Origin of the sequence: Enterocloster lavalensis, assembly GCF_046603895.1 — a bacterium.
GTDB classification, from domain to species: Bacteria; Bacillota; Clostridia; order Lachnospirales; family Lachnospiraceae; genus Enterocloster; species Enterocloster lavalensis.
This window is the reverse complement of the sequence record NZ_CP176637.1, coordinates 3,085,428-3,104,060: the sequence shown is the minus strand read 5'-3', so window position 1 is coordinate 3,104,060 and position 18,633 is coordinate 3,085,428. Positions and strand designations below refer to the sequence as shown.

General features: G+C 50.9%; 22 protein-coding genes and 1 pseudogene. All 23 read left to right on the top strand.

Translation table 11 applies throughout. The features are described 5' to 3' along the window. Positions 1–24: 24 nt before the first annotated feature. Positions 25–624: a hypothetical protein gene (locus tag ACK2JC_RS13830; protein ID WP_368271112.1), complete on the top strand. Its 600-nt coding sequence runs from the start codon at positions 25–27 to the stop codon at positions 622–624. Further along, the gene (locus ACK2JC_RS13825; protein ID WP_411338504.1) at positions 621–872 is read left to right on the top strand and encodes a hypothetical protein; all 252 of its coding nucleotides are present in this window, start codon (positions 621–623) and stop codon (positions 870–872) included. The genes ACK2JC_RS13830 and ACK2JC_RS13825 overlap by 4 nt, the downstream gene beginning before the upstream one ends. A gap of 10 nt (positions 873–882) precedes the next feature. After that, positions 883–1,290 (top strand): annotated as a pseudogene (locus tag ACK2JC_RS13820) (immunity 51 family protein); the annotation flags it as partial. Beyond that, the gene (locus tag ACK2JC_RS13815; RefSeq protein ID WP_368271138.1) at positions 1,282–1,599 is read left to right on the top strand and encodes a DUF6881 domain-containing protein; all 318 of its coding nucleotides are present in this window, start codon (positions 1,282–1,284) and stop codon (positions 1,597–1,599) included. The pseudogene ACK2JC_RS13820 and the gene ACK2JC_RS13815, both read left to right, overlap by 9 nt. Positions 1,600–1,614: 15 nt before the next feature. Then, a complete protein-coding gene (locus ACK2JC_RS13810; protein WP_368271110.1) occupies positions 1,615–2,559 on the top strand; it encodes a hypothetical protein in 945 nt (314 codons plus the stop codon). Further along, on the top strand, positions 2,556–2,966 hold the full coding sequence (locus tag ACK2JC_RS13805; protein WP_368271109.1) for a DUF6966 domain-containing protein: 411 nt from the start codon (positions 2,556–2,558) through the stop codon (positions 2,964–2,966). Before ACK2JC_RS13810 ends, ACK2JC_RS13805 begins: the two co-directional genes overlap by 4 nt. 11 nt (positions 2,967–2,977) lie before the next feature. Further along, the gene (locus ACK2JC_RS13800; RefSeq protein WP_368271108.1) at positions 2,978–3,955 is read left to right on the top strand and encodes a hypothetical protein; all 978 of its coding nucleotides are present in this window, start codon (positions 2,978–2,980) and stop codon (positions 3,953–3,955) included. 42 nt (positions 3,956–3,997) lie between these two features. Beyond that, positions 3,998–4,468, top strand: coding sequence for a DUF4259 domain-containing protein (locus ACK2JC_RS13795; protein WP_368271107.1), 471 nt, complete (start codon positions 3,998–4,000; stop codon positions 4,466–4,468). 3 nt (positions 4,469–4,471) lie between these two features. Continuing rightward, positions 4,472–9,937 carry a DUF2185 domain-containing protein gene (locus ACK2JC_RS13790; protein ID WP_411338503.1) on the top strand — a complete coding sequence of 1,822 codons (5,466 nt, stop codon included), beginning with the start codon at positions 4,472–4,474 and terminating at the stop codon, positions 9,935–9,937. 15 nt (positions 9,938–9,952) lie between these two features. Further along, complete coding sequence (locus ACK2JC_RS13785) at positions 9,953–10,816, top strand: CbrC family protein (protein WP_368271105.1); 864 nt, start codon at positions 9,953–9,955, stop codon at positions 10,814–10,816. Between the two features lie 28 nt (positions 10,817–10,844). Next, positions 10,845–11,123, top strand: a complete 279-nt coding sequence (locus ACK2JC_RS13780) for a hypothetical protein (protein WP_040342499.1) — start codon at positions 10,845–10,847, stop codon at positions 11,121–11,123. A gap of 58 nt (positions 11,124–11,181) precedes the next feature. After that, positions 11,182–11,619: a hypothetical protein gene (locus ACK2JC_RS13775; protein WP_242965715.1), complete on the top strand. Its 438-nt coding sequence runs from the start codon at positions 11,182–11,184 to the stop codon at positions 11,617–11,619. An 88-nt stretch (positions 11,620–11,707) separates the two neighbouring features. After that, positions 11,708–12,223, top strand: a complete 516-nt coding sequence (locus ACK2JC_RS13770) for a hypothetical protein (RefSeq protein WP_368271104.1) — start codon at positions 11,708–11,710, stop codon at positions 12,221–12,223. A 24-nt stretch (positions 12,224–12,247) separates the two neighbouring features. Beyond that, positions 12,248–12,535 (top strand): hypothetical protein, encoded by a 288-nt coding sequence (locus ACK2JC_RS13765; RefSeq protein ID WP_003524826.1) that lies wholly within the window; start codon positions 12,248–12,250, stop codon positions 12,533–12,535. Positions 12,536–12,556: 21 nt separating this feature from the next. Then, the gene (locus ACK2JC_RS13760) at positions 12,557–12,916 is read left to right on the top strand and encodes a hypothetical protein (protein WP_368271103.1); all 360 of its coding nucleotides are present in this window, start codon (positions 12,557–12,559) and stop codon (positions 12,914–12,916) included. Positions 12,917–12,936: 20 nt separating this feature from the next. Next, complete coding sequence (locus tag ACK2JC_RS13755) at positions 12,937–13,716, top strand: hypothetical protein (RefSeq protein ID WP_368271102.1); 780 nt, start codon at positions 12,937–12,939, stop codon at positions 13,714–13,716. Between the two features lie 12 nt (positions 13,717–13,728). Beyond that, entirely contained in the window at positions 13,729–14,607 is an 879-nt protein-coding gene (locus tag ACK2JC_RS13750; RefSeq protein WP_368271101.1) for a DUF4261 domain-containing protein, read from the top strand. Next, positions 14,608–14,748 (top strand): hypothetical protein, encoded by a 141-nt coding sequence (locus ACK2JC_RS13745; RefSeq protein WP_165860625.1) that lies wholly within the window; start codon positions 14,608–14,610, stop codon positions 14,746–14,748. Positions 14,749–14,776: 28 nt separating this feature from the next. After that, the gene (locus ACK2JC_RS13740; RefSeq protein WP_368271100.1) at positions 14,777–15,739 is read left to right on the top strand and encodes a helix-turn-helix transcriptional regulator; all 963 of its coding nucleotides are present in this window, start codon (positions 14,777–14,779) and stop codon (positions 15,737–15,739) included. A 131-nt stretch (positions 15,740–15,870) separates the two neighbouring features. Beyond that, positions 15,871–16,239: a helix-turn-helix domain-containing protein gene (locus ACK2JC_RS13735; protein WP_368271099.1), complete on the top strand. Its 369-nt coding sequence runs from the start codon at positions 15,871–15,873 to the stop codon at positions 16,237–16,239. An 11-nt stretch (positions 16,240–16,250) separates the two neighbouring features. Continuing rightward, on the top strand, positions 16,251–16,865 hold the full coding sequence (locus ACK2JC_RS13730; RefSeq protein ID WP_020989792.1) for an ImmA/IrrE family metallo-endopeptidase: 615 nt from the start codon (positions 16,251–16,253) through the stop codon (positions 16,863–16,865). A gap of 104 nt (positions 16,866–16,969) precedes the next feature. Further along, positions 16,970–17,506, top strand: a complete 537-nt coding sequence (locus tag ACK2JC_RS13725; RefSeq protein WP_002592913.1) for a hypothetical protein — start codon at positions 16,970–16,972, stop codon at positions 17,504–17,506. A 300-nt stretch (positions 17,507–17,806) separates the two neighbouring features. Then, on the top strand, positions 17,807–18,355 hold the full coding sequence (locus ACK2JC_RS13720) for a sigma-70 family RNA polymerase sigma factor (protein ID WP_368271098.1): 549 nt from the start codon (positions 17,807–17,809) through the stop codon (positions 18,353–18,355). Positions 18,356–18,633 lie beyond the last annotated feature (278 nt).

The following is an 18,633-nucleotide window of genomic DNA, read 5'->3' as shown; positions in this document are numbered from 1 at the left end:
TACCTGAAAGGAGTGTGTGGGCGCATGAGCCGAATCGTTGATGAACCCTATTTCACCCACAGTGCCTACAGCGCCTTCACCACCGGCATCCAGGTAAAATGCCCCAAGTGCCATGGGGCGGGTGTGGTGACAGCGGACGATGATAACGCCTATTTCCGGTGCCTGAGCTGCGGCCATCAGGAGACCCGCGACCGAACAATCTACCGCTATGATGTCCATAACCAGTGCAAAAACTGCGGCAGGTACTATCGGGTGGATATTGAAGATGAAGCAAAGCAGCACTATTCCGTTCTCCATGTGGCCTGCCCCTATTGTGGAACAACCATGTCGGGAGAAGTTCATAAAACAGCGGAGGCGTTTTTATATATTGGCGAAATCAGGGATGGACGAGAACCTTACTTCGGCCTGGAACTGTGGCTTTTGACCTCATTCCAGGGTAAGCCAGTCTGGGCCCTCAACCGGGAGCACCTTGCCTATCTGATCGACTATCTCAGCGCCGATTTGCGAGAAAAGCCATCGGGAAGCCAGAAAAAGACCCAGGCCGATCATCTCCCCACATTCATGAAAACCGCAAAGAACCGGGAGCGGATCGTGAAGCTGCTGAAGAAGCTACAGGAGGGATGAGGATGGATCAGAATGTCCTTTATCGTGGTCAGCGTCTTACCCTGACGCGGTTTTGGGCGATGGGAGAGCCTTGCCTGTGGATCACCGACCCGGAGCAAATCGGGATGCCCAAAATGGAATTTGTGGGAGGCCACCCGGACGAATACTGCATTTTCCTGAAAAATCTGACTGAAACAGAGGCGGCACAGATAACATCCCTGGACGGCGCTCCGCTGGATATGAAAGAAGAACGAAACGACATTGAATGAGGAGAACACGATGAAAGACCTTTGCCAATACGGAAACAGACCGGACGACCAGTGGGAGATGCTGCCCTGGATACCCGATCCGCGTCCGCCTTTCAAAATCTGGGTGAAGCCGGAGCAGATCGCGCCATTCTTCCTCATTCCCCACCACCCCTATGCCATCTCCCTTCTGCTGAAAATCAACGATGGATTCCGGACGGAAGAATTCCGTCGGCTGGGACTGACCGGCAGCAGCGGAGACTGGGAACGGCTTGTCCGGGGCGTGATCCGGGAGTTTGAGGAAAACAATAGTGGTGAGGATCTGTTTCACTTTGACTCAGACGAGGATGTGTTCTGCGTCTATTCCCAATACATCGACGATTTGATGATGCTGGCCAAAATGATCCAAGCAGCCTGTGCCGATGAAAAAGTGATGCGGACTTATCTTGGCAAGATCGAGTACATCAAGCTCTTTTGGGAGGGCGCGCCGGAGGGTGAACCATCGGTCATCCTCTATGAAGTGGATACCGAAAATGAGCGGCTGGCCCTCCGCTCCATCGACATCTTTGCAGATTGCCGCACCCGTAACATCCCTGACCTTTACGACGGCGCCATCGAGATTACGCCGATCCCTACGGTGGAGGAACTGAACGCCCATGTCTGGGGCGAGGAATTCCACGCCTGCGTCATAGAGAAAGCGGAATTTGAGGTCATCTGGGAAAACCACACCTATGATGGAGCGTTAAAGTAACCAGGAGGAGTCCCTATGAACAAAATCTTAAAAACCAAAAAACTGCCGCTGTTCTCCATTCTCGACCTGAATGAGCTGCGCCAGGAAAACCATCTGGAGGGCGCAAGGCTGACAGACTTTTTCACTGCAAGGGATGGAAAAGTCTATCTTCTCATGGAACAGCCGTCCGAAACACAGGGTAAGGACTGGCTCAGCACTCCTTCCACCTATACCGCAGTGGAAATCCAGCTGGATTGGGCGGAACAGCGGGTGCTGGAAACAACGCTGTTTCCTCTTGGTCTCTTGAAGTTCCAGTTTCATTATTTGCGGCCTGTAGGCGAACACTTTCTTCTGCTGGGGGCAAGGTGTGCCTATCGGGAAGACGGCCCCGACAAGAACGCCTGGATTGTCAGCCGGGACGGAGCTGTGCTGTCCCGTTTCTGCCTGGGGGATGGCATTCAAGACTGTGTGGTAAAAAAAGATGGTACCATCATTACCAGCTACTTTGACGAAGGTGTATTTGGTAATTACGGTTGGGATGAACCTCTGGGCGCTTGCGGCCTGATTGCATGGACATCGGAGGGAACTCCTCTCTGGAAGAATGAGAAGTATTCCATCTATGACTGCTATGCCATCAGCCTGGACGAAGAAGAAAACCTGTGGTTTTATTATTACGATGAATTCCGGCTGGTGCGGACGAACTTCAAAGAGGATCTTGTGTTTGAACTGCCAATCGAAGGAAGCGGAGCCTTTTCTGTCGCCGGCAATGCCTTCCTGTTTCAAGGCGGATACCAGCAACGGGACAAATTCTACTTCCTTACCGCTCATGGTGATCGCCTTGGGCAAAAACAGGAGGCTATTCCCACCTGTGACGGAAACAAGGTCGCTGTGGAGCGGTGCAGCCTGCTTCGCAGCCGGATGCTGTTCCTCGGAAAAGATGGTGTTCTCTATGGAGGTATTTTGGGGGGCGATGGCCTATGAAACAGACCGATATTTATACGGAGGCTCTGATCTGTCTGCGATCGATTTTACAGACAGACCATCCAGAATTCCAAAACTGGATCGACTGGCTGGAGCGGGATATTGAGGACTGGACCCAGCAGCGGGAGGTTTCCCACCACCTTCGGGCATACGGAGGTATGGGCTCTTTCAATGACCTACCCAGTATGCGCGGAAATCACGACTATATTTTCGGCTTTCTCAAATCAGTGTGCTATGCCTTCTGTCACCTTTATGGAAAACAGGAAGGCATTTCTCCAGAGGCACTGATGGAGGAGTGCCTGCACGATGTAGAGCAGGCCGCTTATCACCCCCATAAGGAATTGAACCGGGCCATTGCCCAACACTTGATGCAGGGCGATTTACAAGAGAATCTGGATCGGCTGTAGGAGGACTTGCCATGAACGAAAAACTGTCCCGTCCCCAATTCAATCAAATGGAAACCACCGAGAAGCAGGCGCTGATGGAAAGCCTGGCTGCTCGTTATGATATGACCTTTCTCGGTCTACATACTTTTGACCGCTGGGGCCAGAGCTGCACCACCGGCATCTTCAAGAAAGATGGTCGGGAGTTCGTCTTTGTCCCCGGCGATACCGTCACCCTGGGCTGGGAGCAGTTTGCCGAGGGACTGAATCAGGAGAGCCGGGAGGAATTGGAGTATCTGTTCCGGGAATGGGAAATGGAACCGCAGAACCCGGAGGAGATGATTCGGGAAAGCATGGCTCCCGTTCGGCAGGCGGCCATTGGCCCCATGCTGGTGGGCCGGGAACTGGAGGAAATTAACTGGGAGCCAGTCAAAATGGACGATCCCAGGCTGACTGCCCACCCTGACTGGCTGAAGGAATTCCGTGATTTTGCCTGGAGTGACAGCAGCAGTCTTACCTTGCATCAGTCGGCCCGCATTGAGCGGACGGAAAAGGGCTTTCAGATCTGTATCTATAACCGCACAGACTACGATGCGCTTCTTGCCATGCTGCAAAAACAGGGCTTCTCCCTGCCCACGGCGGACGAGTGGGCCTACCTGTGTGGCGGCAGGTGTCGGACCCTGTTTCCATGGGGAGATGGGTTAGACTACTCCATGCGTCTGCACTGGTTTGAGGACATGGATGAGGATGAGAACCGGCCCTATGACATGGAGGAACCCAACTTCTTCGGCCTGTCCATCGCCTATGATCCCTATATGCGGGAAGTGGTGCAGGCTGATAGACTTACCACCTGCGGCGGTGACGGCGGATGCAATATCTGCGGTGGGCTGGGCCCATTTCTCGGTTTCCTACCCTGTTCGCCCCACTGTAAGCCGGAAGTGCAGGAGGACAATGAACTAAACGGAGATTATGACTTTTATCGGCCTATCATTCGGCTGGAGAACTATGATTGACAATAGAAGCTTGATACAAAATAAAGAAAGAGAGGTGCCGACATGGGAGCATGGGGCATAAAAGCATTAGAGCGTGACGAAGGGCTGGATGTACTGGACATCCTCAAAAATGAATATGTACCGGAGCATCCGGTAATGGATCTGGGCGAGATGATCGAACTGATGAAAGAGGAAGTCATGCTGGGATCTGACTTCTCACAAATCGACTTCCTCTTTGACAATACTGCGATGGCTCTGGTGGAGCTGTATTTCCAATGGAAGGATAACAGCAAACTGGACTACGATCATGAAGAAGCTATATGGGATAAAGTCACCGGTTTCACAGCATCCAAAGAAGCCCTTGCTTTCCTGCTGCGGCAGCTCACCGACATCAAAAATGAGGTGCCGGACGAGGACGGCATCCGTGAGATTGTGGATCTTTGGAAGAACGAGGACAGCGGTGAGATCGCTCCTGCGTGGTTGGAACACTTGAATCAGCTCATTGATCGACTGGATTCAGAACAGGAGGCGTGACAGATGTATATCAAAAAATATTGGGGCAACTTTATTGGCGGTTCCGATGACAGTCTGAACCTTGTGGCATTTTTAGAGGATCAGAAAAAGGAGGAGATCCCCCTCAGCGAGATTTTCGCCAAGATCGGTCTGGACAAGCAGAACTGGGACTTTCGCCAAACCGTGGAGTACCTGGAGTTTACACATTCCGATGGCGTGGAAATGGACTTCCACTTCGCCATTGATGTGGTCACCGACCTGGCCGCCATCCTGCTGGAGTGCAGCGTCAGTGGCAGTGTAAACCTTCAGGATCTGGACGAGTACAACACCCCCATCCGCCGTATCCGCATCACTGCTACGCCAGAGGAGCATGACGCAATGAACAAGTCCCTGGCGGATTTTGCCCAGAACCCGCTGGAATACGACATCAGCGAGATGATGGGCGAGGATGAGATCACAGATATGGCTTATCAGGTGGAGATGCTGCGGAAAGAGCTGTACGAAGCCTCCGGCCGTAATCGGAACTACCATGTAAAGGCGGAAGATGTAAAACATCTGCTCCCTGACTGGGAGGGTGCCGATGGCTGTATCGCCACCAACCGTATCACGGTGGAGGGCTACAAGGTCGGCTACTGTTACCGGGAGAAGCCGGACGGCGGCTGGGACAGTGGCTGGCGCTTCACCGCTGGTGACGAGAGTGAGGCGTACATGGACGATCCCAACAACGCCGGGATCTACAAACTGAATACGATCTGCAACGACGATCCCGACATCATTCCTCTGCTGAACACCCCCGCCCCCTGCGCCTTTGAGCGGGATGAGAACGGCGTGTTCCAGCAGATCAAAAACTGGAAACCGGACGAGGACGAGGAGGACCCGGATATGGATATTTTGAAGCAGTGCCAGAAGTGGCATGAGAACAACGAGCATCACAAGATCATTGAAGCACTGGAGGGCATTGAGGAGCGCACTCCGGAAATGGACAGCCAGCTTGCAAGGGCGTACAACAACGAGGCAGATCACAGAACGCCGGAAGGCAGAGCTATGCTCAAAAAGGCCATCGCCCTCTTGAAACCTCATGAGGAATACTTTGAGGGAGACTACTACTGGGACTTTCGCATGGGCTATTCCTATTACTATCTGGATCAGGAGGGCCGGGCTCTTCGTTACTTTGAAAAGGCATTGGAGGCCCGCCCCGACGACGAGGACACCATGCAGCTGATCGACGGGTGCAAGAAGGGCATTTCTCTGCCTCAGTTCTCGGAGTGCTTCCGGGAGCGGACAGAGAACTGGTGGGAAACCTTTGCCGAGATGGAAGCAGAATTGCGCCAGATGATGGATGACGACAAGGATCACACCCGCGGCGCGGAGATCGTGGCCCAAATGCAAGAAGCTTTGAACCTGGTCTTTGATGAGATCTCTTTCGAGATGGGCTTCAACGGCGAAAAGCATGAGTTGATCCTCACCCCGGAGGGCGACAAGGTCAAGCTGTTTGAGCTGGTCTACTTCCAGAAGCACGCCCCCAAGGAGGTGCTGGAGCACTGGAATATCCTTGTGGGCCGTCAGCCCCTCCAGAACATCGGCCTGCGTACTGAGGATGGCTGGGACATCTCCGGGGAGGATGTGCAGATCTGGCTGGAGGAGCAGGGTGAAAACAGCTTCGCCATCTCCGCCTACTGCGAAAAGCTGCTGCCTATGCTCCGGGAGGAAGAAGGCCGGGCCTGGTGGATGCTCACTACCCTCACCGACCAAGTGCTGGGCGAGATCTCCCACATGAGATACATAGACAGCTTTGATGTGCTGGAGGAACCCAAGGCAGAGCCGTCCTTCCTCCTGTCCCAGCTGCCCGACAAACTGCGGGAGCAGGGCCTGGAGCTCTCCATCGACCCGGAAGCCTATCTGGAGAGCTACCTTGGTTACAAAATGGAACCCAAACAGGACCCGGACGCCGATTGGCGGCTGGATGTAATGGCCGGTTCCACCTGCTGTGTGCCGCTCATCAACGGCTATCTGAATGCCGACAATGATTTTATGGACGATCTCCATGCCGACGGCGCGGTGGCGGGCTTCTTCTGCTATCCCCTGGATACCCTGCGGGAGGAGGAAGGCAGTCAGAAAATTTTCGACTTCCGGGACAAACTGGAGGAAGTGCTCACTCTCACCGGCGGGGCTACCGGCCTCTACTGTGGCTATGTGGACTTCATCGCCTGGGACATCCAAGAGGCGCTGAACATGGCGAAAGAGTTCTTTGAAGGCACGGACATCCCATGGGCCATCTTCCACACCTTCCGCCGTGAAGCCGGTTCTGTACCCCTAAAGCAACAAGATGATGGGACAGAAACTGAGAATCAGGATGACGAGTTGGACGAAACGCTGACGGGCATGGACTATATTCCTTACACCCAACAGAACGCCGAAGCATTCTTCGCTCAGCTGGAGCAGTGGAACGACGAAGACGAGTACACCCGCTGTATCCAGGCACTGAATGCCATCCCGGAGAACTGGAGGAACTACCGCACCGCCTACGCCCTGGCCCGTGCACTGGAGAACTACGCCATCATCGGGGACCATGACGAAGGTACTTTGAAATCCAAGGGAGACAAAGCCCTTCTGAGGGCCATTGAGGTGCTTGAGTCCGTCCGGGAGGAAGGCCAGGACAAGGCGGAGTGGAATATGCGGATGGCCTATGGCTATCAGTATCTCTACGGCCAGGAGGAAAAGGCCATTCCCTACGCCCAGCGGTGGGCAGAGTTGGACCCGGAGGATGAAAATGCTCCGGCGGTAATTCGGGAGTGTAAGGCGGAGATCCGGAAACGCCAGCGCAGCCGGAAGAAGAAGGCCAAATTCGTGCCCGGTGATACCCCATTTGAGGGCTTCGACCTCACCAACTTCTGGGATGATAATTGGTATGCACTGAAAGAATATGTCAGCGAGCCGCCTTCCGATGAGCTGATTGCCAGCGTGGAGGAGGAACTGGGCTACAAGCTGCCCGCCGCCTACATCTGGCTGATGAAGCAGCACAACGGCGGCATTCCGGTGAACACCTGCTATCCCTGCGATGAACCTACCTGCTGGGCAGATGACCATGTGGCCATCACCGGCATTTTCGGCATCGGACGAGAAAAGAGCTGCTCCCTCTGCGGAGAGCTGGGCAGCCAGTTTATGATCGATGAGTGGGAGTATCCTGCCATCGGTGTGGCCATCTGTGACTGTCCAAGCGCCGGACACGATATGATTTTCCTGGACTACCGAGCTTGCGGTCCCCAGGGAGAGCCTGCGGTAGTCCATGTGGATCAGGAAAATGACTATAAAATTACCCATCTGGCAGATAGCTTTGAGGAATTTATCCGCGGACTGGAGCATGAATCCCTCTATGATCCGGATGAAGATGCAGAGAATCTTGAGGATGACGCCGACGAGGAGGAAACCGACCATAAGGGTTCCTTTGCCGGATCTGTGCTCCTCTCCAAAGCAGAGTGGGACAAGGAGCAGTTGATCCGAGATCTGCGGGAAGAATGGGGCATCGTGGACGATGAGCCGGCTGAGGGCGATGAAGATGTTGAGAACAGCGATGACGCTGTGGTAATGCGGGTCGGAGGTATGATGCTGATTGTGACACTATTCCACGGTCACATCCCGGACAATGAAGCAGAGATCAACGCCGAAAACAACTATATGTGGCCAGAGGCCGTAGAAGTGGCCAAAGCGCACAAGGCCCATATCATGGTGGCTGTGTTGGGCGAGGAGGAAAAACTGCTGGAACGAGGTAAGCTGTTCACCAAGGCGATGGCAGTGTGCTGCAAGCAGAAATACGCCACCGGTGTCTACACCAGCGGCGTGGTATTTGAGCCTCGTTTCTATGAGGGCCTTGCCGATATGCTCAAAAAGGACGAACTGCCCATCTTCAACTGGGTTTGGTTCGGCCTGTACCGGAGCGAGGGGGGCCTAAACAGCTACACCTACGGCATGGATGTGTTTGGCAAGGAGGAAATGGAGGTGTTGAACACCGACGCTGAGCCGGAGGAACTACGGGACTTTTTGGCAAGTCTTGCCTCCTATGTGCTGGCGTGTGATGTGACGCTGCAAGACGGCGAGACCATCGGTTTTTCTGCGGACGATAAGCACACCATCACCCGCAGCCCCGGTGTCTCTCTGCCAGAGGAACAGATGACCCTGAAGATCGGTTACGAGCCTATAAAGGGAGATCCGAAGGATGACGATGACAGCATAGGAATGGATGATGTTTCCTATCATATTGAGAGCATTGAGGAGAAGGAGCTTCCCATTGACCCCATCAACGCCTACAACCACATGGCGATTTATTTGCGCTGGTGCATGGAGCATGACCTGATGGGCGGGAAATTCCTGGCGGAGCATGGCGAAGTGGTAAATCAGGTCAAAGCCGATCCAGGCAACACAGACCTACGAACATTCATCCGGGAGGAGCTGTTCGGCTGTCTATTCTCGGCTCTGTTCAATCAGAAAGGCCGTGCCTTTGCCCATTATTACTATGGAGAAAATGATGCGCCCTATTATCCTGCCGACATTGATGACTATGCCCTGAAATATTTTGGTCCGTCCCGGTACCACTCCAATGAATTTCAACAGGAGGCATACTTATTCATCCCATTTGATGAGAAATACTATCAGGCCATGGCTCAAGTGATTGAGGAACGCTTCGCCAACTGGCAGGAACAGGACTTCGACGAGGACACGCTGGAGCCTTCCGAAGTGGCTCATGCCATCATGGAGTATCTGGACTGCGAGTGTACCTATTTCCCATCCATGGCAGATGATGACCCCATCATGTCGGCATACAGCTACGCCCAGCGGCTGGGGGTACGGGAGGGCTTTGTTCCTGTGCTTATCCAGGCGGATGATGAAACGCTGTTGGAGTGTCTGGTAATGAACGCCGATTCGGAGCATGATGCGGACTTCTATGAATTTGACCTCAAAACCGTAACGGAGTACCGGAAGAAGATGCTCTCCGCTCCCGTCAAGGACGGAAAGGCGATTTTGGAGGAATTGACCGGCCAGCGCAAGGAAGAAGCCGAGGACGATGATCTGGACTGGGATGAGGAAGTCCTGGGCGAGATGGAGGGCGGAGAACCCAACGACCGCTTCGCAAACTATTGGAACGATGATACCGGAATGACATATCCGCTCATTCTGGCTAAAATTCCGGTAAAGAACCCCTGGGAGATCTTCGCCTACCTGCCCTTTGGAAATTGGAATGAGTGTCCCGACACACCGGACCTGATGGCAGTGGCGAAATACTGGTTCGAGCAACATGGTGCCATCCCTGCCGCCATGAGCCACGATGAATTGGAGTTTGAACTTCCAACTCCGATCTCCAAGGAAAGAGCTATGGAGGTGGCTGTGGAGCAATATGGTTTCTGCCCAGATCTGGATCAGAATGAGGATGGAAGCATTGGCTCCTTGGCAGATGTCCTGTGGCAGTCCACCGTCTGGTATTTCTGGTGGGATTGATGGGAGGTGCGACCAATGACAGAATATCAGAAAACCTATATCGAACTAAAAAAACAGTTTGTTGCGACCAATGAAGGTCCGGACAGTGTCCGCGCTCTATATACCTTCAAGGAAGAACTTGAGCAGAGTGAGGATCAGCAGGCCAAGGAAGTGCTGGTGGATGTATATGACCTGCTGGACTTTAAGAAGGACGCCTACGAACTGCTCTGCCAAATCGGAAATCGTTCCGATAAAAAGACCCTCAAGCGGCTGGGCACGCTGAAGGACTATGCGGAAAACTGGGGCAATCATTATGCTCTCCCCAAGCCCAAAACGCCGGAGAAAAAGCAGAAAGAGAAGGAACGGCAGGCCCAGCTGGGCCTGCCCGCCTTCCGGTATCACCCAAACCCTCTGGAAACTGGGGCTTTTGAGGAATCCGCAGACGGCGTTGTCTGCAACTGCTGCGGCAAAGCGACCCACATCTTCTATACAAATCCGTTCTTTTCCGTGGAGGATATTGAACACCTGTGCCCGGCATGTATCGCCAGCGGCGAGGCGGCCCGGAAATATGGCGGTAGTTTTCAAGATGATTTCTCTGTGGACGATGGTGTAAACGATCCGGAGAAGCTGGACGAGCTGATCCACCGCACCCCCGGCTATTCCGGCTGGCAGCAGGAATATTGGCGCGCTCACTGCGGCGACTACTGTGCCTTTTTGGGCTATGTGGGTGCCAGAGAACTGCGGGCGCTGGGTGTGCTGGGGGATGTGCTGGACGATCCAATGTGGGACGAGGATCAGAAGGAAATGATCCGGGAATCCGTCAATGGCGGGCATCTGCAATGCTATCTGTTCCAGTGCCTCCACTGCGGAAAGCACCTGGTCTGGATGGATTTTGATTGAGGAGTTTTCAAAAGGTAGGATACAAGCAATGAAAACTAAAACGCTGACCATTCAACTGAATGATGAACAACTGCCCATCCTCCCAGTGGAACCAGAAGCTCACCTCTCCTTTACCACTCATGCCGACGGAAATGAATTGGAGTTAACAGGAAACCGGGCGGGGCTGCTTCTATTGGCGAAAGCCGCTCTTGGTATGGCGGAAACCATTCGTGAGGATGGATTTCATATCCATTTGGATGACCTGTATGGCATCAACGCCGAGGGAAAAAGCATCCTGATCCGAAAGGAGGAACAATCAAAACCATGATTGAAAAAAACTTTCTCAACCCCGCCACAGATAAAAGGAATCAGATAGTAAAGGTGAAATGATGATGGATCTGTCCATAAAGGAAATAAGCATAGAAAATGAAAAAATCAACAGAGAGAAATTTTTTTCGGTAGGGTTTTGCCCAGAAATACAGCGGTATTTACTTTGCGTTCATATTTCGTGGGTTGTGGGATATGACCGGTATTATGCTATAGATGAGGAAGATATAGCGCTCTATGAAGAAAGTCCAGATGAATTTTGTCAAAAATATGCAAAGGAAATTAACGCTTACAGAACAGAAAGACTGCTTGGTGCAGGAGCATTAAGAGATTATGATTTTAGATGTTTACCAGATGAGATATTAAAGAGTTTGGATGGATACCCATCATTCAAGAGATATTGTTATACAAACGGAATGCTTTATGCCCAAATAAAGATAGATGATAGTTTCTTTACTATTCCGCCAATTCGTGATGAAAAACAGATGGATTGCTAAAATAAAGAAATTGAGGGCTATGGGATTGGAAATCTTTCGCCCGCCGATATGAAATTCCGAAGCAAGTTCAGAAAGGAGGCAAGTACCTATGTCAACCTGGAGCGGAATCCGAAACAAACTGGAAAGTGACTACCTGTGCCCGGCACTCCGGGGTCACATCCAGTATTTTGCCACCAGTTACAGCAAAAGTGCTGACCATGAGGGCCGGGCAGCCATTCGTGTGGACGGCGTGGAAGTGCTGCGGAGCAACTACTACACCTATTTTGAGAATGTGTGGACGAAATTCACGCAGCTCAGGTCAACAACCATGAAAGACTGTGACTCCACAAAGGAGGCAATCAACCTTTCTCATGCTCATGCACTGGAGCAGGGCACCTTTGACCAAAAGGTGTTCTATGAGGCGTTTGGTATCTTTGACAGCCAGAGCATCGAGAAAAGCCTTGTCAGCAAGAATCCTCTTGTCCGCATCTTTGCTCTCCTGGATCGAAGGCTGGGAAAGCGCCGCCTGCTGGCTTTGGAGGAATCCATGGAGCAGGAGCTGGACTGGGTGCGGGCCTTCTATGTGACCCGGATGCAGGCAGAAGGGCTGATGGACAGAGAATAACGAGGGTTAGGAGAATTGTGCAGCATGAATTTTTCGGATATTGTCCAAGGTGAAGACGGTTTTTTGGTAGAACTGCGTTGTAATAACACATTTCAGGTGCAGTTGTTTGGAAAAATAAAAGCCTATCTTCTTGAAAATCAACCAGCATGGAAGGCAGCAGGAGCGATCCCTATTCCCGATGCAGTTGCTATGTTCAATCTGATTGACCAGCTGGCTGGTGGAAATCGGTATTGGAGCGAGGAAACAGGACGCCAGGCAGAAGATGCTCTTTTTGAATTACAGGAAATAATCGATTCGTTAGAGGAAACATAATTTCGGTGAGGAGGAATCACCATGTCACAGATCGCATCCTTTTATCTGCTCAAAAACGGCCGACGGCAGGAGCTGTCCAACGGCGACTGCTCCGGCGCGGTCTATATGTTCATCTGGGACTGGTGTGAGTACGAGCTGGATCTGGATGTCCGTTTTCCTGCGCCCCGGACGGAGGACACCCTGGACTGCGCTCTGCTGGAGGGAGAGCTGGCGTCTAAACTGCTGGCAGCTCTGCGGGAGCAGGACCTCCCGGAACTGGCCGCTGAAATTGCCCCGGACTGGGACCTGCCCACCGAGGCGGTGCAAAGCGGACTGGAAACGCTGCGCTCCCACCTGGAGCTGGTGCAGGGCAATACAGCCCTGCTGTATGAAATGATATAGACAGAAAAGGAGAAAAACTTATGGGACTTGACATTTATGCCGGGACGCTGACCCGGTACTATTCTCACAACTGGAAAACTGTTGTTCAGGAGTGGGCAGAGGAAAACGGATATACCTTCAACCGGATTACGCCGGATGGAGAACCTGCTGACAACGAGGAGGAGCTGTCCCCGGCCGAGGTTCAGGCGGCAGTGGAGGACTGGCGAGATCAGATCTTAACCGCCATTTCCCAGCCGAACCAGCCGCCCTACACTCCATGGCCGGAGGACAACGAGCGGCCCTATTACACCGATAAGCCGGATTGGGATGCCTTCGGCGCTATGCTGCTGGTAGCCGCCTGTCATACATACGAGGAACCGGTGCCTCCCACCGTGGAGAAGGACTGGGACTTCGGGGAGCATCCCCTGATTGCCCGCCTTGCATCGGACGAGGAGCGGGTGTGGTCCCTGTTTCGTGGGGCTACCTGGTGGCTCCCTCTTTCCGACAGCTTTCTGTTCCAAGGCCCTCTGCCCACCGATGATCAGACGATGATTGCCACTTTGGGCGGACTACGGAAGGAGCTGGAAAAGCTGAACCAGCTGGCGTGGCAGACCGATGAGGACACCATCCTTGGCTGGGCAGACACGGAGGGATACCCGGTAGACGGAACCGTAGACGCAGATGGACAGTACAGCAAGGCAGACATCCCAGAACACACCCAGTATGACACTCAGTCCCTGGCCAAGTTTGCCTTCTCCATGTTCTGGCGGGCCATGCGGTTTGCCGAGGAACAGCAGGTGCCCATCCTGCTGGATTATTAAGGGGGAAACCAAATGAGCAATAGAGCTTTCCAGCAAAACCTGAACGACAAAAAAGGCCCCCAGCCCGGTGGCCCCTATCTCATTCAGATGCTGTTCAAAGAGCCGGTAGAAATGCCGGATAAAGAAAAAATGACTGCCGTAATGGAGAAGCACATCGGGTCAGCAGAGTGCTTCTGTTATGATAAGAAAATGGCCGGCTTTGCCGCGCAGGACCATATTGCAGAGTTCAAGGACGGAAAATGCCCGGTGCAGCTGATGGTGATGAAATGCGACAAGTTCAAGGGCAAAGGCTTTGATGCCTTTCTCATGAGCCAGATGTGGGACTGTCAGGAGGACCGGGAGAGAATCTTCCGGGAGTGCAAATATCAGGTGGTAGCCACCGATATGCTGGCTGCGGCGCTTCCGGCACTGGAGCGGGCCAACCTGGATGCCGACTTTTTGGAGGCCCTGGCGGAGCTGTACCCCACCTGTGAGGCATTCTATTTCCAGAACTGCGGCAAACTGTTTCTGGCGGAGGATGTGCGTTCTCACCAGATTGAAGGCCCGGACCGGTTCATCCGCTTTGGCGTCAATGTCCGCTTCTTCAACATTGAGGGCACCGAGGATATGCTCATCGACACGGTGGGCATGGGAACCCTGTTCCTGCCCGACCTCCAGTACCACTTCCACGGCATGGACCCCAACTGGGTGGTGAACCACGCCTACAACGCGGCGTCCTATATCCTGGAGCACGACAACCCCATTGCGGATGGGGACCCCATAGACGGTATTCTGGAGGGCAGAATGAGCCGTGAAGTCCAGTGGAAGTGCCAGTATGAGGATTCCCTGATCCAGCCGCCCAGAGGAGTGCTGGATATCCACATGGGGAGCTATGCCTCGGGAGGACGCTGAATGAACGGCGTTGTGCTCCTGGTGGGCGGACTGCTGCTTGTGGCGGTAATCAAGCTGATTATGGATCGAAATTGGATTGGCCTACTTCTCTGTGCTGTCGCCCTGCTTCTGGTCTTTGGGGCTGGACACCATACAAAATAGGCCATTTTAAGAATCGAGGAGGTGAAGTATGCAGAATTCAACAAATATGCGGATACTGGAATTACTCCGGTTTCTCTATGAGCGGACCGATGAAAACCATCCCGCCACAGTATCTGACATCATTGCCCATCTGAATGGAAAAGGAATTCAGGCAGTGCGGCAGACTGTTTACGCGGATACCAATGCGCTGATCGATGCAGGGATTGATATTGTGGTGGTCAAGAGTACCCAAAACCAATATTTTATGGGAAGCCGCTTGTTTGAGTATCCAGAACTAAAAATGCTGACAGACGCAGTAGCATCCTCGAAGATCATTTCTGCCAAGAAATCCGAGGAACTGGTACAGAAATTATGCTGTCTGACCAGCACACATCAGGCAGAACAGCTTCAAAAATTTGCTGCTTTATCCAGCCGTGTCAAACCGCATAATGAAAAGGTTTACTATATCATTGATAATATCCAAACAGCGATTGGAAACCATCAGCAAATTCGGTTCCAATACTATGAATATACTCAGGAAAAAAAGAAAATCTTAAAGCACGATGGATATTATTATGTCGTAAATCCCTATGCGCTTGAATGGAAAAATGACCATTACTATTTGATTGGATTTTCTCTGAAGCATCAGAAGATTGCTCACTTCCATGTAGATCGGCTAACAAGTGTAGAAAATCTGGAAACTTACTTTATGCCGATAGAGGGATTTGATGTAGCCTCCTATACAAATAAAATGGTTGATATGTTTACATCGGAGTCATCGAAGGAAGTAACCCTTCTATGTGAAAACGAATTGATGAGAGTAATCATAGATCATTATGGAGAAGATGCTGCTGTTGATAGGTATGATGATACACACTTCACAGCCAAAATTGAAGTGAACCCCAGTGGAACTTTTTATGGCTGGATATTCAAATTCAAAGGGAAAATAAAAATTCTCTCTCCCAAAGAGTGCATTACGGAAATGCAGCAAATCGCTCAGGAATTTATATAGTGCAAAAGAGGTGTTATTGATTTTTAACACCTCTTTTCAAATGGAATTTTTGTCCTTGAAGTGAACGGATGTTCGATATACAATATAAGCAAGATGTTCGCAGTTCGTCGAACAAATGAGAGGTGAATGCTGTGGGCAATATAACTTTTGGATCATTTATAGCTGAGAAACGCAAGGCACATAAATTCAATTTACGCGATACAGCCAAGCATTTGAATATTGCTTATGGCTATCTGTGTGACATTGAACAAAGCCGCCGTCCTGCTCCCACTGGAGATTTTGTGGAACGCATCTCTGTCTTTCTGAATTTGGATAAATCAGAACATGAGTTGCTTTTGGATCTGGCCGCAAAATCACGCAATACAGTATCTGCTGATTTGCCAGACTATATCATGGAAAAAGATATTGTTCGGGCGGCCTTGCGTGTGGCAAAAGAAGTAGACGCTACCGATGAAGAATGGCAGACATTTATGAAAATGCTAAAGGAGCGTAAACGATAGGGGGGAGAGCTTTGTCAATTCCACAAATCCGTACAGAAGCAATCGAAGCGGTAGGGCGAAAAATCCTGATGGAATATGATCCCTCTCTGCTATCCGGTCAACCGTGTCCTGTGCCAATCGAAACCATTATCGAGACAAAGTTTGATCTAATCCTGGAGTTTCATACACTAAGAAAAAACCCCAAGATATTAGGGGAAACAATTTTCGATGACGGTGCCGTTGTTTTATATGACCAGATACAGAGACAGTATCGAATGATTGCAGTAAGAGCCGGTACAATCTTAATTGATGAACGGCTTTGTGATCCGTCAAAATTAGGGCGGCTCCGTTTTACCTGTGCCCATGAGCTGGCTCATTGGGTACTACATAAGAAGTTGTACTCTGGTACTGGAGATGTTGCTGCTTATAACGGAAATGTTTCTTCCGACGAAAGTCATGGCATAATTGAGCGTCAGGCGGATACTCTGGCCTCTGCTCTGCTGATGCCTTTACCGCAGATCAAAAAATGTTTTTACCGGCTTAGAATAGGCCGGACAGATGAACAGCTCATTGCTGAAATGGCAAATATTTTTGAGGTTTCCAAGCAAGCAATGCAGATTCGTCTAAAATCCAGGAACCTGATATAATCAAAGGGGGGAATAGAGGGAGGCACTGCCCTCTCTCACTCTCCTCTGCTATGCTATTTTGTACCTAATATGTTCGCAATATTGCGAACAAGGAGGGATGTTCTATGAGAAAAGAAAGTACAACAATCCAAAAATGTAACAGCAGGCTAACAGCTTTGGGGCTTAACAGCGACGCTGCGTTTCATAGAAGTAAGCTGATTCTAAAGATTTACCGTGATGTAGTCTGGGTTCTGAGTGAACGGGCAGAAGAATTACAAGAAACTGCTTGGATTATGGGAGAACAAGATATAGAGTCTGGCCTCTGCTATCTTGAAAATTTTGCACCAGATATTGAACTGCAAGCCTTTGAAGAAAAAGTTTGCTGCCTTGTTCAAAATCAAATGCTGGTCAATATTATTGACCGTGCACTCCTTCGTCTGAAACGGTATCCGGATCGAGGAGAACTTTACTATGAAATTTTGACTAAGCAATTCATCTATCGGTTCAACAGCACAGAGAAAGAATTGCTGGAAGAACTAAATATAGAGCGCAGTGTCTTTTATGACCGAAAACGAGAAGCCATCTATTTATTTTCTGTTTGCTTGTTTGGATATTCTATTCCAGAAGTCCTGGAGGAGCTGCCCCGACTAAATCCCGACTAAATTCCGACAAATCCCCGACCTAATCCCTACTCCCTTCCGACTTCCGACCTGCTATACTTGTTATAGTGGCAGGAATGCGCTAAATTGAATACTTTTCTACATAAGGCCCGGCATTAACCGGGCTTTTTTCATTCCTGCTGCAATATGGCGGCAGGAACATGGCTGGAGGTGAAAACACTTCCGGCCTTTTTCTTTGCCCGGTATTAGGAGGCCGGTATGCGCTGGGAGGCGTACATAGCAAAATATCCATGACACCGTTCAAATTCGCTGACTACCAAGAATTTGAACGGAGGAAAGGATATGACGAGAGTATTCATTTGGAAAAATAACAGCCCACAGGAATGGGAGGAAATCAGTTTTTCAGCGTTCAGTAAGGCTCGCCGCAATGGTTGCTTTACTGGGCGCTTTTTTGTTGAAACAGTCAAAATGTTCCGTGATGAAGATGACCGCATTATCATGGAATGTTCTCGCAAAGATTTTGAAAAATACCAACAGGAGGACCGCCACAGCCGCTATCTCCAGGAACATGAGAAAAGTCGCTCTATATTCCCAGCTTCCCATGTGGGAGATCGTGACGGCACAGAGGAAGGTTATCAGGATGCAGATTTGTTTGTGGATGAATCTGTTGATACTGCGGAACAAGCAATTTGTAATCTTCTTATGGCCGATCTGCACCGTGCTTTGCAGCAGCTGAGTCAGAAAGAACGCTCTTTTATCTTGGATTATTACGGCATGGAAAAGCCAAGTACACTGCAATTAGCCAAAAGATATGGCATTAGTCAGCCCGCAGCTCATAAGCGTCTGAAAAAAATTGAAGAAAAAATAAAAAAGTTGGTTATAGATTTCTAAAAAAAGTGGCAGTAGCAAGTGAGAGGGAAATCCTTTCACTTGCACCTTGACAACCTCATATACGAATCATTAAGTTTGATCCTCTTTGGGCGTAATAGCCGCTACATCAGCGGTATATTTTCTGAGAGCTGCCACTCACATAACAGGCCAACCCATTTTTGCTGTATAGATGAGTTTGCGGTTTATCAGAAATATATCAGGCTGGAATACATCGGATGGCATCCGGTCATGGCATAACAAGGAGGAAAGCTCTCTTACAGCCATAGTCCGAGCGTGAT